Consider the following 15726-nt stretch of genomic DNA (forward strand, 5'->3'; position numbering starts at 1 on the left):
TCTGGATTCCCGCCTGCGCGGGAATGACGGAGGTTTTTCATACATACACCGTCATCCCCGCGAAGGCGGCGGTCCGACGATTCGGGATCCAGAGTTTTTGATAGATCGGTGTACGTCGCAACATTCTGGATCCCCGCGTGCGCGAGGATGACGGAAGTTTTTCATACGTTCGCCGTCATCCCCCGCGTGCGCAAGACTGAAAAAGGTTGTTCTTAAAATAACCGCAACATCCCACCCAACGGAGCCCCATGAGCAACAGCGAACGCGCCGACGCCCTCCTGGCAGCGGTCAATTCCGCCAACGGCCGAGGCCGACTGAAGGTCTTTCTCGGCGCCGCCCCCGGTGTTGGTAAAACCTACGCCATGCTCCAAGCCGCCCAGGCCCAGCTGCGTCAGGGCGTTGACCTGCGCGCCGGCGTGGTAGAAACCCATTCCCGCGCCGAAACCGAAGCCCTGCTGGTGGGCCTGCCGCAACAGCCGTTAAAACGCCTCGACTACCGCGGCATGCAGCTCACCGAGTTGGACCTCGACGGCCTGCTGGCAAAACCGCCCAAGCTGGTGCTGGTCGACGAACTGGCCCACACCAACGCCCCTGGCAGCCGCCACGCCAAGCGCTGGCAAGACGTGCAAGACCTGCTCGCCGCCGGCATCGACGTGTACACCACCGTCAACGTGCAGCACATCGAAAGTCTCAACGATCAGGTGCAGTCGATCACCGGCGTGCACGTGCGCGAAACCGTGCCCGATTGGGTGCTGCAAGAAGCCTACGAATTGCTGCTGATCGACCTGCCGCCGCGCGATCTGTTGGAGCGTCTGCGCGACGGCAAGGTGTATGTGCCGGAGCAGGCGCGGGCCGCCATCGATGCGTTTTTCAGCCAGACCAACCTCACCGCCCTGCGCGAGTTGGCGATGCAAACCGCCGCCGCGCGGGTGGATGCCGACCTTAATCAGGGCTATCGCCAGCTCGGCCAGGAGGCGCCTGCGGTGCGCGGCCGGTTGTTGGTTGGCATCGACGCCGACGCCCAGGCCGAGCGCCTGGTGCGCCATGCTTGCCGGGTGGCCGAGCGCCGGCATTTACCGTGGAGCCTGGTGCATGTCGACACCGGCTCTGCCCGCGACGAACAGGCCCGTGCGCGGTTGCAGGCGGCGCAGCAATTGGCCGAGCGCCTGGGCGGCGAAGTGGTCAGCCTGCGCGCCGGCGAAGTGGCAAAAACCCTGATTCAACACGCCGCTGAGCGCCGCGCCAGTCTGATTCTGGTGGGCCGCAGCCGGCAGCGCTGGCTCGGTGCCGGCGTCGCGCAGCGCTTGTTGCGCCATGGCGACGGCTTGGAAATCAGCGTGCTCGACAGCGACGCGGCGCCACGCACGCGAGCGTTGCGGGCGCGTCATCCGTTGCAACGCGGCGATTATCTGCTGGCCGTGGCCGCTACCGCCGTGGCGACGCTGGTGGCCTGGGCGGTGGCGCAGGTGTTGGCGCTGCCGAACATTTCCTTAGTGCTGCTGGCCGCCGTGCTGCTGGTGGCGGTGCGCACCAGTTCCGGGCCGGCTTTGCTGAGCGCGGTGCTGTCATTCCTGGCTTACGACTTCCTGTTTATTCCGCCGCATTTCTCCCTGGCCATTCACCGCCATGAAGACGTGTTGACGCTGCTGTTTTTTCTGCTCATGGCGGCACTCACCGGCAATCTCGCCGCGCGGCAGCGTCGACAGTTGCGGGCGCTGCGTGAAACCCAGAGTGAAACGGCGGCGCTGCTCGACCTGTCGCGCAAGCTCACCGCAGCCACCGACCGTCAGGCCGTGGTGCTGGCGGCGAGTCAGCAACTGGCGAGCTGGACCGACGTGGAAATCTGCCTGCTCGGGCGCAGCGATGACGGCATGTGGAAAGTGGAGGGCGGCGTGTCGCGCTTGCTCAGCGATGCCGAACGCATGGCGGCCGAATGGGCCTGGCAACACGATCAGGCCGCCGGCCTGGGCACCGACACGTTGCCGAGCGGGCGTTGGTGGTGGTGGCCGTTGTCGGGCGAAGACGGGCCGCTGCTGTTGCTCGGCGTCAGCCCCAAAGACCAGCAACCACTGGCCATGGAACGCCGACGTTTGCTCAGCGCGCTTGGCCAGCCGCTGGGCCAGGCTTTGGCCCGCGCGCAACTGGCGCAAGACCTGGAAGCCGCACGCCTGCACGGCGAAACCGAACAACTGCGCAGCGCCTTGCTGGCCTCGGTGTCACACGACCTGCGCACGCCGCTCACGGCCATGCGCGGCGCCATCGACAGCTTGCTGACCCTGGACGGCCAGTTGCCCCACAGCGACCGCATCGAACTGTTGGAAAGCACCCGCGATGAAGCCGAGCGCCTGGACCGTTATATCCAGAACCTGCTGGACATGACGCGCCTCGGCCATGGCAGCCTGAAGTTGGCGCGTGATTGGGTAGCGCCGGTGGATATCGTCGCCAGCGCCCTGCAACGTTTGCGGCCGTTGTTGGCGCCGTTGCAAGTGGAAACGGAAGTGCCGGCCGAACTGCCGCTGCTGTGGGTGCACGCGGCGCTGATTGAACAGGCGCTGATCAACGTGCTGGAAAACGCCGCACGCTTTTCGCCGGCCCACGGTCGGCTGCGCGTGGCGGTGAACAGCGATGCCAGTGAGCTGCGTATCAGCGTCAGCGATCAGGGACCGGGAATTCCCGAGGCCGAGCGGGCAAAAATTTTCGACATGTTCTACACCGCCGCCCGTGGCGACCGAGGCGGGCAGGGCACCGGTTTGGGCCTGGCGATCTGCCAAGGCATGCTCGGCGCCCACGGCGGCCGCGTGACGGTGGGCGACGGCCTGGATGGGCGCGGCGCCAGCTTGACCCTACACTTGCCGCTGCACCCGCAACCGTCTGCCGATAACGACCTCATATGACCAGCAACCCCAGCACCATCCTGCTCATCGACGACGAGCCGCAGATTCGCAAATTCCTGCGCATCAGCCTCGCCGCCCAGGGCTACAAAGTGATCGAAGCCGCCACCGGCACCGAGGGGCTGGCGCAGGCGGCATTGGCCAAGCCGGATTTGCTGGTGCTCGACCTGGGGCTGCCGGACATGGACGGCCAGCAGGTGCTGAGCGAGGTGCGCGAATGGTCGCAGGTGCCGGTGCTGGTGTTGTCGGTGCGCGCAGGCGAGGGCGAGAAGGTCAAGGCGCTGGACAGCGGTGCCAATGACTACGTGACCAAACCGTTCGGCATTCAGGAATTTCTCGCCCGCGTTCGCGCGCTGCTGCGCCATGCCCAGGCCGGCGACGCCCCGCAAGCCTCGGTTAGCGTCGGCCCGCTGACTGTCGATTTCGCTTACCGCCGCGTAACCCTGAACGGCCAGGACATCAGCCTGACCCGCAAGGAATATGCGGTGCTGGCGCAACTGGCGCAGCACATCGGTCGCGTGGTCACCCAGCAGCAACTGCTCAAAGACATCTGGGGCCCGACCCACACTGAAGACACTCACTACCTGCGCGTGGTCGTTGGCCATTTGCGCCAGAAGCTCACCGACGACCCGGCCAACCCGCGCTTTATCAGCACTGAAGCGGGCGTTGGCTATCGCCTGAGCGCCTCCTGACAGGCCAGCGTCCATCAGCCGCCGTGCAGTGCGCGGCGTTTTTACCGATAATCCACGCCCCCGGCCGTTGGCCGACCTACAAATGGGAGCACGGGCGTGGAGCACGGCGATAGTTTTCTGCAGTCAGGGGTGGTTTTCCTACTGGCGGCAGTGTTGGTGGTGCCATTGGCCAAGCGCCTGCAATTGGGCTCGGTGTTGGGCTACCTGCTCGCCGGGGTGTTGATCGGCCCGTCGGTGCTGGGGCTGATCGGCCAGCCGCAAAGCGTTGCGCAAATCTCTGAACTGGGCGTGGTATTGCTGCTGTTCATCATCGGCCTCGAGCTGTCGCCCCGCCGCTTGTGGGTGATGCGCAAATCGGTGTTTGGCGTGGGCCTGGCGCAGGTGGCGTGCAGCGGCCTGTTAATCGGCGGCATCGCCTACGCGTTCTTCGATCAGGCGTGGAACAGCGCGGTAATTCTCGGCTTGGGCCTGGCCTTGTCCTCCACCGCGTTCGGGCTGCAAATCCTTGCCGAACGCAAGGAACTGAACAAACCCCACGGCCGCCTGGCCTTCGCCATTTTGCTGTTTCAAGACATCGCCGCCATTCCGCTGATCGCCCTTATTCCCTTGCTCGGCAGCGCCCATCACGGCACATCGGCGGGCGATGAAGTGAGCCAGGTGGTGAAAATCATCATCAGCATTGCCATCGTCGTGGTCGGCGGCCGCTACCTGCTGCGCCCCGTGTTCCGCGTGGTGGCCAAAACCGGCTTGCGCGAAGTGTCCACCGCCACGGCTTTGCTGGTGGTCATGGGCACCGCCTGGCTGATGGAGTTGGCGGGAATTTCCATGGCCTTGGGCGCGTTCCTCGCCGGGTTGCTACTGGCCGATTCCGAATACCGCCACGAGCTGGAAGCGCAGATCGAACCGTTCAAAGGCTTGCTGCTCGGCTTGTTCTTTATGAGCGTGGGCATGACTGCCGACTTCGCCCTGCTGATGCGCGAACCCTGGGTCGTGCTGGGCTTCACCGCCATTCTGATTTGCGCCAAGTTGCCGCTGCTGTTCGGCATTGGCCGCTGGCTGGGCGAACTCGACCGCCGTGCTGCGCTGTCGTTGGCCGTGGTGTTGGCGGCGGGCGGCGAGTTCGCCTTCGTGGTGTTCAACATGGCGCACCAGAACGGCCTGTTCAGCGACCGCTTGCTGGGGCTGGTGGTGCTGTCGATCACGCTGTCGATGGCTATAACGCCGCTGTTGCTGCTGGCTATCGCCGCGCTGTGCAAACCGCAGCCGGTGCCCGAGCGCGAAGCGCCCGAGGAATACAGCCAGTTTGACGCCGACGCCCCGCGCGTGGTGATCGCCGGCATGGGCCGCATGGGCCAGATCGTCGCCCGGGTACTGCGCGCGCAGCGCGTGCGGTTCGTGGCGCTGGACACCTCGGTGGAAAGCGTCGAATACCAACGCAGTCTCGGCAGTATGTCGATCTTCTATGGCGACCCGCTGCGCCCGGAAATTCTGCATGCCGCCCATGTCGACAAGGCTGAGCTGTTTATCGTCGCCACCGACGACCCGGAAACCAACATCGAAACCGCGCGCCTGGTGCGCAAGTTGTACCCACACCTGAAAGTCATCGCCCGCGCCCGCAACCGCCAGCACGTGCACCATTTGGTCGACCTGGAAGCCACCGCCGTGCGCGAAACCTTTCACTCCAGCCTGGAAATGGGCCGCCTGATTTTGCTGGAACTGGGCTTGACCAAAGAACAGGCCGAAGCACGCATCCGCCGCTTCCAACGCCACGACGAAGATGTGCTGCGCCAACAGCATTTGGTTTACAACGACGCGGCCAAAGTGAACCAGACGGCCCGCGAGGCGCGCGCGGAACTGGAGAATCTGTTTGAGGCGGACTTGGTGGAAGAGCGGGCGGTGCGGGGGGATTTGTCGTAAGGGCCGGTGCAGTTCGGAATGCAGAACTTCGGAAGAATTGCATTTCCCTGGTAGAAACTGGATCCCCGCCTTCGCGGGGATGACGGAGGTTTTTCCTGATGGCTGGGTGTCGACCGACGCACTGCTGGAGTACGAGAATCGCAAACAAAACACCCGTCATTCCCGCGCAGGCGGTGGTCCGACAATTCGGAATCCAGTATTTCGGATTAATCGCATTTCCTTAAACGACTCTGGACCACCGCCTTCCCCAATGTTTACCCCACCCAAAACTAAACATACTCAGATTTGAATTTAACCCCCCATCCCCCTTATGTGACTCTCCAGGCATCTGTTTACAGAGCCTTTCTTTTGAGCACTTCGCTTCCCATCGAATTGGCATTCTGGGCCTTGTGGCACTGCCGCCATGCCCGTCCGCCAGACGCCGCTTCTCTCTGATCGGGCCTTAGCCCGCTACGTGCCCCGCGCACGTTTCCTGTATCGCCAGCGCCCAGCCGAACGCCAACAGAAGTGGCGCTTTGCCCGCGTCTGGCTGATTGCCCAACGCCGTGGCGCTGGGTGCCAATCAAGAGAATGCCCCATGAGTTTTGCCGATCCGCAAGAAGCCCAAACGTTTCTGCAACAGAACCCCGATCTCGAGATGTTCGAGCTGTTCATCATCGACAACAACGGCGTGCCGCGCGGCAAGTTGTTGCACCGCGACGAGTTGATGGCTGTGTACGAAACCGGCCGGCCGCTGCCCAGCACTATTCTGGGCCTGAGCATTAATGGCGATGACGTGGAAAACTCCGGGCTGGTCTGGGACGTGGGCGATATCGACTGCCGCGCCTACCCGGTGGCCGGCAGCCTGACGCGCTTGCCGTGGCGCCTGATGCCGACCGCCGCCGTGCAGGTAAGCATGCACAGCGAGCAGGGCATGCCGGCAGCGGTGGCCGACCCGCGCCGCTTGCTGGAGAAAGTGATTAACGAGCTGCAAGCCGACGGCTATTACCCGGTCATGGCGGCCGAGTTGGAGTTCTACCTGCTCGACCAGAAACGCGACGCCCAAGGCCGGCCGCAACCGGCGCTGGATGCCGATGGTGGTCGGCCTTACAGCACGCAGGTGTATGGCTTGCGTGAGCTGGAGCAGATCGAGCCATTCCTGGCCGACCTGTACGCCGCCTGCAAAGCCCAAGGCATTCCGGCGCGCACGGCGATATCCGAATACGCGCCCGGCCAGGTGGAAATCACCCTGGAACACCGCACCGACGCCCTGCAAGCCATGGACGAAGCGGTGCGCTACAAACGCCTGGTCAAAGGCGTAGCGCACAAGCACGGCATGACGGCCTGCTTTATGGCCAAGCCTTTCGATCACATCGCCGGCACCGGCATGCATATGCACGTCAGCATCGCCGATAAACACGGCAACAACCTGTTCGCCAGCGAAGCGCCGGACGGCACGCCGCTGTTGAAACAGGCAGTGGCGGGCATGCTGTCGACGTTGCTCGACTCGCTACTGTTTTTCTGCCCGAACGCCAACTCCTATCGCCGCTTCCAGGCCAACAGCTATGCGCCGTTGGCGCCGACCTGGGGTGTCGATAACCGCACCGTCAGCCTGCGTGTGCCGGGCGGCCCAGCGAACAGCCGGCACATCGAACACCGCATTTGCGGCGCCGACGCCAACCCGTATCTTGCAGCGGCGGCGATTCTGGCCGGCATCCATCGCGGCATTCGCGAACAGCTCGACCCCGGCGCGCCGGTTGAAGGCAACGGCTACGCCCAAGCCACCGACGTGCTGCCCACCGACTGGCTGACCACCCTGCGCGCCCTGGAGAAATCCGCTTGGGCGCGAGACGCGCTGGGCGAAGACTTCTTGCGCATTTATCTGGCCGTAAAGAACGCCGAATACCGCCAATTCATGGGCGAAGTGGGCGAGCAAGACTGGCGCTGGTACCTGCAACAGGCCTGATTAATTTTTACCATCGAGCCGACCTCAATCCCGTAGAGGCCAGCGCTCTGGCGAAGCACTTCACCTCAACCGCTTCGCGACAGCTGGCTCCTGCAGGAACACGAGAGGGCCGAGAGATTTGGATGAATTTATGACTTCGCAACGCAGCAATTCCTACTACACCGCCACGCTCAACGAAGAAACCAATTACCCGCGCCTGGAAGGCGAAGTGCGCGTGGACGTGGCCATTATCGGCGGCGGTTTCACCGGCGTTTCCACGGCGCTGGAATTGGCCGAGCGCGGCCTGAAAGTGGCGATTATCGAAGCGAAAAAAATCGGCTGGGGCGCCACCGGGCGCAACGGCGGGCAAGTGACCGGCAGCCTGTCGGGCGATGAAGCGATGCGCAAACAGATGCGCGCCAAGCTCGGCGATGACGTCGACGACTTCATCTGGAACCTGCGCTGGCGCGGCCACGAAATCATCAAAAAGCGCGTCGAGAAATACAACATCCAGTGCGACCTCAAACACGGCCACCTACACGCCGCCTACAAACCCAGCCACATGGACGGCTTCCGCGCCAACTACGATGAAGCCGTGCGCCGGGGAATGGGCGATGACGTGCGGATGGTCAGCGCCGCCGAGATGCCCAGCCTGCTGGAAACCAGCATCTATCACGGCGCGCTGCACAATCGGCGCAACATGCACGTGCATTCGCTGAACCTGTGCCTGGGCGAAGTGCGCGCGGCCGAAAGTCTGGGCGCCGTGGTGTTCGAAAACTCCCCCGTGGTCGACATCATCCACGGCGAGGTGCCCGTGGTGGTCACCGAGCACGGCCGCGTGGTCGCCAACTCGGTGATCCTCGCCGGCAACGCCTACCACAAGCTGGAGAAACGCAAGATGGCCGGCATGATCTTCCCGGCCTCCGGCGGCATCGTCGTCACCGAGCCGCTGGGCGAAGAGGTGGCCGCCAAGCTCAACCCGCAAGACCTGGCGGTTTACGACTGCCGCTTCGTGCTCGACTACTACCGAATGACCGCCGACAAACGCCTGCTCTTCGGCGGCGGCGCCAACTACTCGGGCCGCGACTCGCGCGACATCGCCGGTGAATTGCGCCCGGCCATCGAGCACACGTTCCCGCGTTTGAAAGGGGTGAAAATCGACTTCCAGTGGAGCGGCATGATGGGCATCGTCATCAACCGCATTCCGCAGCTGGGCAAGCTGTCGAAAAACGTCTGGTATGCGCAGGGTTACTCGGGGCACGGCGTGGCGACCACGCATATCGTCGGCGAAATCATGGCCAACGCGGTGACCGGTTCCCTGGAAAAGTTCGACACCTTTGCCGGCGTCAGCCACATCCGCCTGCCGTTTGGCGATTGGGTGGGCAATCAGATGCTGGCGGTTGGCATGTGGTACTACCAGATGCTTGAGCGGTTGCGTTGAGGCTGAAGGCCGCTGGTTTCCGATCCGCGCACCTGTAGGAGCGGCTTCAGCCGCGATGGCGTTGATGGGTTTGCGCATGTGCGGAAAAACGGCGGGCGAAAAATGTTCCGCTCGAAAACCCCAGCCCACGATCAAAACCCATAGAGCCAATTACCGCAGCTGACGTCGGCAGCGTATTGCCCATGATGTGCGCCACTGCGCACATCACCGCTCAATACGTCAGCAAAGGTTGCAGAACCTTTGCCATCACGCCACACCCCGGTAGCATCCGGGGTTCGTGGATTACGGGGTGACGCATGCTTACCAAACTCGACGCCTGCCTGAATGCAGTCAATCAAATCCTGCTTGGCAAGGAACCCCAGGTTCGCCTGGCGCTGACCTGCTTGTTGGCGCGGGGCCATTTGCTGATCGAAGACTTGCCCGGCATGGGCAAGACCACGCTCAGTCACGCGCTGGCCAATGTGCTGGGTTTGAACTTTCAGCGCATTCAGTTCACCTCCGATTTGCTCCCCGGCGACATTCTCGGCACCTCGGTCTTCGATAAAGACAGCGGCCTTTTTGTGTTCCATCCGGGGCCGATTTTTGCCGAGTTGGTGCTGGCTGATGAGATCAACCGCGCCACGCCGAAAAGTCAGAGCGCGCTGCTGGAGGCAATGGAGGAAGGGCAGGTGACCATCGAGGGCGCGACCCGGCCACTGCCGGAGCCGTTCTTTGTGATTGCCACGCAAAACCCGGTCAGCCAGGGCGGCACGTTTGCGTTGCCCGAGTCGCAGCTGGACCGGTTTCTGATGCGCTTGTCGTTGGGCTATCCGGCCAAGGCGGCGGAAAAGGCCCTGCTGCTCGGCGAAGCGCGGCGCGAGATGTTGCCGCGTTTGGATGCGGTGCTCAGTCATCAACAACTCGCCGAGCTGCAAGCCGAAGTGCCCAAGGTGCGCGCCAGTGATGCGCTGGTGGACTACGTGCTGCGCTTGGTTGAAGCCACGCGCACGCAGCCGCAATTTGCCTGGGGGTTGTCGCCACGGGCGAGCCTGGCGCTGTTGGCGGCGGCGCGCGCCTGGGCGTTCCTGGCGCAGCGCGATTATGTGATTCCCGAGGATGTGCAAGCGGTGTTGCCCTCGGTGGTGGGCCACCGTTTGCGTGAGCGCGCGGACCCGGCCGGGCACGGCGGCGGCGCGTTAGTGCAGTGGTTGCTACGCGAAGTGCCCGCGCTCTGATGGCAATGCTCAAGCAGCGTTGGCAGCGCTGGTTACACCGGCGTATTCCACCGGCCAACAGCGTGCTGCTGACGCAGCGGCGGATTTTTATCATCCCCACGCGCATCGGCGCCGCGTTTGGCTTGGCGCTGTTTTTGATGTTGATGGCCGGGGTCAATTACCAGAACAGCCCGGCGTATGGCCTGACCTTTCTGCTCGCGGCGGTGTTCGTGATCGCCATTTTTCATACCTACCGAAACCTGGCCGACCTGACGTTGCATGCGGCCGGCGGCCGTCCGGTGTTTGTCGGCGAGCAAGCGACGTTCCGGGTACGCCTTAGCAGCAACGGCGGCGTGCACCAGTCCATCGCCCTGGGGTGGCCGCCGCAGGAGTTGCAGCGTTTCGACGTGAGCGCCGATGGCATCGCTGAAAGTGAGATCACCGTGCCGGCCATCCGCCGGGGCTGGCTGCGACCTGGCCGGCTACGGGTGGAAAGCCGCTTTCCGCTGGGCATATTGGTGGCGTGGAGCCAAGTGGACCTGGACCAGGCGCTGTTGGTGTATCCGCGTCCGTTACCCGGTGAATTGCCGTTGGTGGCCGGTATCAAAGACGACGATGACGACGACGGCGCCCGCGCCGTTGGCCAGGGTGCGGATGATTTCCAGGGCCTGAAGGCCTATCAGCCGGGCGACTCGAAACGGCGTTTGCACTGGAAGGCCTATTCCCGTGGCCAAGGCCTGCTGGTGAAGGATTTTGCCAGCCTGACCGGGCGCGACCTGTGGCTGGATTTCGATGAATTACAAGGCGACAGTGAAATGCGCCTGTCGCTGCTGTGCCACTGGGTGCTGGCGTTGTCAGAGCGTCAGCAACCCTTTGCCTTGCGCTTGCCCGGTTCGGTGCATGGCCCGGACATCGGCGAAACCCACCGCGAAGCCTGCCTGCGCGCCCTGGCGCTGTACGGGGAGGGCGGGCGATGAGCGCCGCGCAAGCGATTCCGCGCATCAGTCTGTTGTGGCTGCTGGTGGCGCAGGTGCTGGTGATCGTTCCGCACCTGGAGCACTTGCCGCTGTGGATCATCGCCTTGTGGCTGGTGTGTGCCGGCTGGCGCGTGCAGATTTTCCGCATGCGCGCGCAATACCCGGCCACCTGGCTGAAGTCCGGCCTGACGGTGGGGATTGTCGGTGGCGTGTTTTTATCGCGGGGCAGCCTGATTGGCTTGGACGCTGGCGTGGTGCTGCTGATTGCCGCGTTTATTTTGAAACTGGTGGAAATGCGCACCCGCCGCGATGCGTTGGTGCTGATCCTGTTGGGCTTCTTTGCTGTGGTCACGGTGTACTTGTTTGACGACCGCTTGACCACGGTGGCCTTCACTTTGCTGCCGGTGGCAGGCTTGTTGGCCGCGCTGATTGCCTTGCAGCAGAGTCCGCAACAACAAAGCCCGTGGCCGCCGCTGCGCCTGGCCGGCGGCTTGCTGCTGCAGGCCGTGCCGCTGATGCTGCTGCTGTTTCTGTTTTTTCCTCGCTTCGGGCCGCTGTGGTCGCTGCCCATGCCCGATCAGCGCGCCATTACCGGGCTGTCGGACAGCATGGCGCCGAACGACATCGCTGAGCTGAGCCGCTCTGATGCGCTGGCCTTTCGCGCCAGTTTCGAGGGCGCACCTCCGCCGCGTAGTCAGCAGTATTGGCGGGCACTGACGCTGGATAAATTCGAGGGCCGGCGCTGGTCGCAGTCATCGGAAGTGCGCTGGGCGCCGGCGCCGCCGTGGACGCGAGCAGGTGAACCGCTGCGTTATCGCATCGTCATGGAAGCCAGTGGCAAGCCCTGGCTGTTCGGGCTCGACCTGGCCACCACTGAGCTTGAGCGCACGCGGCTAATGAGTGATTACCGCCTCGAGCGCGGCCGGCCGGTCGACAAAACCCTGGTCTACACCGTGACCTCCTGGCCACAAGCGCTGCGTGAACTGCAGGCCAGCAAACCGGCGTTACGCCGTGCCTTGCAACTGCCGGCCGACGGCAACCCGCGCACCCGCGAATGGGCGCAGCAGCTCAAGGCGCAGTTCCCGGACGAGCAGGCGCGGGTGCAAGCGGTACTGAGCCATTTCAACCGCGAGCCGTATTTCTACACCCTGCGGCCACCGCAAGTGGGTGAGAACAGCATCGATGATTTTCTCTTCACCACGCGGCGCGGCTTTTGCGAGCACTACGCCGGCGCCACGGCATTCGTGTTGCGTGCGGCAGGTATTGCGGCGCGGGTGGTGACCGGGTATCAGGGCGGCGAATTGAACCCGTCGGGCAATTACATTCAGGTGCGCCAGTTCGACGCCCATGCCTGGGTCGAATATTGGCGCGAAGGCGTGGGCTGGACCGTGATCGATCCGACCTTTCAGGTAGCGCCGGAGCGTATCGAGCAAGGTTTGGAACAAGCGCTGGCAAATGAACAAAGCTTTTTGGAGCGCACGCCGTTGTCGCTGTTGCGCTACCGCCATATCAACTGGCTCAACCAACTGCGCCTGAATTGGGAAAACCTCAATTACGGCTGGGAACGCTGGGTGCTGGATTACCAGCAGGGCACGCAATTGGAAGTGTTGCAGCGCTGGTTTGGTCGCCTTGATTCGCGCGATTTCCTCTTGGGTCTGGTCGGCGGCGGCGCGTTGGTGTTGACGCTGATTGCCCTGTGGCTGTTCAAACCCTGGCGCCGTGAGCGCGATGTGCAGCAGCGCCTTTATCAACGCTTCGAACGCCTGCTGGCCCGCCACGGTGTTCGGCGTTTGCCGGCCGAAGGCGCGCGCGCATTTGCCGAGCGCGCCGCGCTGGCATTGCCAGGGCAGGTGGGGCACATTCGCGCTTTCGCCGATGCCTTTGAAGCGCAGCGCTATGGCGGTAAGCCCGTTGCGCCCGAGCAGTTGCAGCAGCACTTGCGAACCTTGCGCCGCGCGTTGCCGATGCGCTGGTTGCAGCGTGATGACTAGATAAGGTTGCCCATGTCCGAATTTATCGATGCCCTGATCGCCCGGGTTGTGCAGTTGGAAGTCAATTTGCTCGCCAGCCGCGAGCGCCTGGCGGCCGCCACGGATGACGAAGCCTTGCACGACGTGCGCATCGCCATACGCAAGCTGCGCAGCCTGTTGCGGCCGTTTCGCAAGATTATCGAACATGACCCATTGGTGACGGCCGCAGCGGCGGCGGGGCGCAGTAGCAGCCCGGTGCGCGACAGTGAAGTGCTGTTGGCCGAGTTGCGCCGTCATCCGGCAATGGCGGCGGTTGTCGCCCGCCGAGAGCGCGAATTGCCGGCGCAGTACCAGCAACTGCTGCGCAGCTCGGAGGCGATGCGCTTGCAGCACGCCCTGGACCTGTGGCCCTCATTCTTCCGCCGCACCTTGCATGACGCGGCGCCGGAGCATTTGAAGGGTTACATCACGCGCCAGCTACGCAAGGAGAGCGAGCGGCTGAGCGCGGCTATGGCTGACCCGGCCCACGATCGGCATCGCCTGCGCATTTTGATTAAACGGGTTCGCTACTGCGCTGACACTTACCCCGACTTGGTCGAGGTTTCGGCCAAACAGGTGAAAGCCTTGAAGCGTGCGCAGAATGCCCTAGGCGCGTGGCATGACCGGCTGCAATGGCTGGCGCGGGCGGAGCAGGAGGCAGAGTTGGGGCCGTTGGTTGCGGTTTGGCGGGCGGAGTTGGCGGAGGCTGAAGGGCGTTCGGATGGGGCGTTGGAGAGGTTGGGGGAGGTGTTTGGGGGGTAGGTTTTTTGTTATTCGGGTTGCTTCGTACCGTGCACGGCTTCAGATACTGGATCCCCGCGTTCGCGAGGATGACGGATGTTTTTACTAAGACAGGTGGCAGCTTTCGCGCAATGGCTTAAATATTTAAACCCAACCCCCCGTCATTCCCGCGAAAGCGGGAATCCAGTATTTGAAGCCGAACACGGTATGAAGTGCGGCGAAAGTCCGAGATAACCCAAACCTACCGATTAAACCGCTCCACCAACGCCGACTGCCGCTGCGCCGTCACCGTCAATTCCCGGCTCAACTGCGCCGTGTTCTGCGCTTCCCCGGAGGTCTGGTCCGCCAACTGGGCAATGGTGGTGATGTTCTGGTTAATCTCATCCGCCACCGCGCTTTGTTCTTCGGCCGCCGCGGCAATCTGGTCCGCCATGTCGGCAATATTGGCCACCGCTTCGCTGATGCCGACCAGCGCCTGGTCGGCTTTAAGCACACGTTCCACGCCTTCGTCGGCCTGCTTGCGGCCAATCTCCATGGTCAATACGGCTTCTTCAGCGGTGCGTTGCAGCTTGGCGATCAGTTGGTGAATTTGTCCGGTTGATTCGGCGGTGCGTTGCGCCAGCGAGCGGACTTCGTCGGCGACCACGGCAAAACCACGGCCCATTTCACCAGCACGCGCGGCCTCGATAGCGGCGTTGAGGGCGAGCAGGTTGGTTTGGTCGGCGATGCCTTTGATCACGTCAACCACGCCGCCGATTTCGTTGCTGTCTTGCGCCAGGCGCGTGACGGTTTCGCCGGTTTCGCCTACAGAAATGGACAAGCGCTGAATCGCTTCGCGGGTTTCGCCGGCAATGCTGCGGCCTTCGCCGGTCAGGCGGTTGGCTTCCTGGGTGGCGATGGCGGTGCGGGCTACGTTGCTGGCCACTTCCAGGGTGGTGGCAGCCATTTCGTTGACGGCGGTGGCCACCTGTTCGGTTTCCACGCGCTGGCGCTCCAGGCCTTTGGAGCTGTTCTGCGCCAAGGTGTCGGCCTGGCGCGCTTGCTCCGTCAGGTGCTCGGCGCTGTCTTGCAGGCGGGTGAGGCAGGTTTTCAGGCGCGCTTCCTGGCTGAGCATGGCCAGTTCCAACTGCGCCTGGGGCCCGCGACTGTCGGTGTACATGGTGGCGATCAGCGGGTCGGAGTTGCTTTGTTCGGCGAGTTTAAGCAGGCGACGCAGGCCGCGTTGCTGCCAGTTCAGGCCCAGCAAGCCCAGCGGTACGGAAAGCGCCGCTGCGGCCAGGAAGCCCCAATGGAAATCAAGCCAGGCGCCCATCACGAAACCAATCTGGCTGATCAGAATGAACGGCACCCAGTTCTGCAGAACGGGCAGCCAGACGTTGCTCGCCGGCACCGCTGCGCTGCCGCTGTTGATGCGCTGATACAGCGCCTCGGCCCGGCGAATCTGTTCGGCGGTGGGCTTGACGCGTACCGACTCAAAACCGATGACTTGGCTGTTTTCCAGCACCGGCGTGACGTAGGCGTTGACCCAGTAATGGTCGCCGCTGGCACAACGGTTTTTGACAATGCCCATCCACGGCCGGCCCGACTTCAGCGTGGTCCACATGTGTGCGAACACCGCCGGTGGCACGTCGGGATGACGGACCATGTTGTGCGGTGAACCGACCAATTGCTCACGCGAATAGCCGCTGATTTCCACGAACGCGTCGTTGGCGTAAGTGATTTCGCCTTTAAGGTCGGTGGTGGAGATCAGGCGCTGTTGAGCGGGGAAAGTACGTTCACGTTGAGTGACGGGCTGATTGTTGCGCATGGGGCGAATATCCGTAATGTCCGTGCCGTTCTGATCGGCCGCTGTCGGGCAAAGTTGAGAAGAATTTTCCTACAACCCTTTCCGATGCAGTGTAACCAGATTTGAACTGGCGCACAGTTTCCACGGGGCCGGAC

The 15726-nt window shown here is 63.3% G+C and carries 10 protein-coding genes and 1 pseudogene; 10 read left to right on the forward strand and 1 reads right to left on the reverse strand.

All coding sequences use genetic code 11. The annotated features are described in order from the left end of the window. Positions 1-248 precede the first annotated feature (248 nt). The 10 genes and pseudogenes from AC0IW7_RS06105 (at position 249) to AC0IW7_RS06150 (ending at position 13806) form a co-directional block, all read left to right on the forward strand. Positions 249-2894 (forward strand): DUF4118 domain-containing protein, encoded by a 2646-nt coding sequence (locus AC0IW7_RS06105; RefSeq protein ID WP_471816437.1) that lies wholly within the window; start codon positions 249-251, stop codon positions 2892-2894. Then, positions 2891-3583, forward strand: a complete 693-nt coding sequence (locus AC0IW7_RS06110; RefSeq protein WP_471816438.1) for a response regulator — start codon at positions 2891-2893, stop codon at positions 3581-3583. The genes AC0IW7_RS06105 and AC0IW7_RS06110 overlap by 4 nt, the downstream gene beginning before the upstream one ends. A gap of 150 nt (positions 3584-3733) precedes the next feature. Beyond that, positions 3734-4801, forward strand: a pseudogene (locus AC0IW7_RS06115) (monovalent cation:proton antiporter-2 (CPA2) family protein); the annotation flags it as partial. Then, positions 4793-5500: an NAD-binding protein gene (locus tag AC0IW7_RS06120; RefSeq protein WP_471816572.1), complete on the forward strand. Its 708-nt coding sequence runs from the start codon at positions 4793-4795 to the stop codon at positions 5498-5500. The pseudogene AC0IW7_RS06115 and the gene AC0IW7_RS06120, both read left to right, overlap by 9 nt. Positions 5501-6077: 577 nt before the next feature. Further along, on the forward strand, positions 6078-7445 hold the full coding sequence (locus AC0IW7_RS06125; RefSeq protein WP_471816440.1) for a glutamine synthetase family protein: 1368 nt from the start codon (positions 6078-6080) through the stop codon (positions 7443-7445). Positions 7446-7575: 130 nt separating this feature from the next. Further along, on the forward strand, positions 7576-8865 hold the full coding sequence (locus AC0IW7_RS06130; protein ID WP_471816441.1) for an NAD(P)/FAD-dependent oxidoreductase: 1290 nt from the start codon (positions 7576-7578) through the stop codon (positions 8863-8865). Positions 8866-9161: 296 nt separating this feature from the next. After that, the gene (locus AC0IW7_RS06135) at positions 9162-10079 is read left to right on the forward strand and encodes an AAA family ATPase (RefSeq protein ID WP_122497068.1); all 918 of its coding nucleotides are present in this window, start codon (positions 9162-9164) and stop codon (positions 10077-10079) included. Next, entirely contained in the window at positions 10076-11035 is a 960-nt protein-coding gene (locus AC0IW7_RS06140; RefSeq protein ID WP_471816574.1) for a DUF58 domain-containing protein, read from the forward strand. Before AC0IW7_RS06135 ends, AC0IW7_RS06140 begins: the two co-directional genes overlap by 4 nt. Next, positions 11032-13026 (forward strand): transglutaminase TgpA family protein, encoded by a 1995-nt coding sequence (locus AC0IW7_RS06145; protein ID WP_471816443.1) that lies wholly within the window; start codon positions 11032-11034, stop codon positions 13024-13026. The genes AC0IW7_RS06140 and AC0IW7_RS06145 overlap by 4 nt, the downstream gene beginning before the upstream one ends. 12 nt (positions 13027-13038) lie before the next feature. After that, positions 13039-13806 (forward strand): CHAD domain-containing protein, encoded by a 768-nt coding sequence (locus AC0IW7_RS06150; protein ID WP_471816445.1) that lies wholly within the window; start codon positions 13039-13041, stop codon positions 13804-13806. Between the two features lie 220 nt (positions 13807-14026). Here AC0IW7_RS06150 and AC0IW7_RS06155 read toward each other — a convergent pair whose 3' ends face one another. Further along, positions 14027-15592, reverse strand: coding sequence for a methyl-accepting chemotaxis protein (locus tag AC0IW7_RS06155; RefSeq protein WP_471816446.1), 1566 nt, complete (start codon positions 15590-15592; stop codon positions 14027-14029). Positions 15593-15726: the final 134 nt, after the last annotated feature.

The sequence above is a fragment of the Pseudomonas sp. AC229 genome, from assembly GCF_979254655.1.

What these genes read in the sequence shown, in the direction of transcription:
- AC0IW7_RS06105 (WP_471816437.1), top strand. Translation starts at nt 249, where the DNA reads ATGAGCAACAGCGAACGCGCCGACGCCCTCCTGGCAGCGGTCAATTCC.
- AC0IW7_RS06110 (WP_471816438.1), top strand. Translation starts at nt 2,891, where the DNA reads ATGACCAGCAACCCCAGCACCATCCTGCTCATCGACGACGAGCCGCAG.
- AC0IW7_RS06120 (WP_471816572.1), top strand. Translation starts at nt 4,793, where the DNA reads ATGGCTATAACGCCGCTGTTGCTGCTGGCTATCGCCGCGCTGTGCAAA.
- AC0IW7_RS06125 (WP_471816440.1), top strand. Translation starts at nt 6,078, where the DNA reads ATGAGTTTTGCCGATCCGCAAGAAGCCCAAACGTTTCTGCAACAGAAC.
- AC0IW7_RS06130 (WP_471816441.1), top strand. Translation starts at nt 7,576, where the DNA reads ATGACTTCGCAACGCAGCAATTCCTACTACACCGCCACGCTCAACGAA.
- AC0IW7_RS06135 (WP_122497068.1), top strand. Translation starts at nt 9,162, where the DNA reads ATGCTTACCAAACTCGACGCCTGCCTGAATGCAGTCAATCAAATCCTG.
- AC0IW7_RS06145 (WP_471816443.1), top strand. Translation starts at nt 11,032, where the DNA reads ATGAGCGCCGCGCAAGCGATTCCGCGCATCAGTCTGTTGTGGCTGCTG.
- AC0IW7_RS06150 (WP_471816445.1), top strand. Translation starts at nt 13,039, where the DNA reads ATGTCCGAATTTATCGATGCCCTGATCGCCCGGGTTGTGCAGTTGGAA.
- AC0IW7_RS06155 (WP_471816446.1), bottom strand. Translation starts at nt 15,592, where the DNA reads ATGCGCAACAATCAGCCCGTCACTCAACGTGAACGTACTTTCCCCGCT.